1 pseudogene is annotated in these 201 nt (G+C 32.3%); it reads left to right on the forward strand.

The window, feature by feature from the left end:
• Positions 1-201: pseudogene (locus DDE80_RS15525) on the forward strand (RNA-guided endonuclease TnpB family protein); the annotation flags it as partial.

The following is a 201-nucleotide window of genomic DNA, read 5'->3' on the forward strand; positions in this document are numbered from 1 at the left end:
CTTAAAAAGCAAAAGTTCCCTACACCAGCTAAATATAAAGACGAATTTCCATTTCTAAAAGAAGTAGATTCTTTAGCTTTGGCAAATGCACAAATGAACTTACAAAAGGCTTATAAGAATTTTTTTGAAGGCAATGCGGAATTTCCAAAGTTCAAAAACCGTAAGTCAAAACAGTCTTATACCTGTCTCTTATACACATCT

The organism is Metalysinibacillus jejuensis, from assembly GCF_003057615.1.
Taxonomy (GTDB): domain Bacteria; phylum Bacillota; class Bacilli; order Bacillales_A; family Planococcaceae; genus Metalysinibacillus; species Metalysinibacillus jejuensis.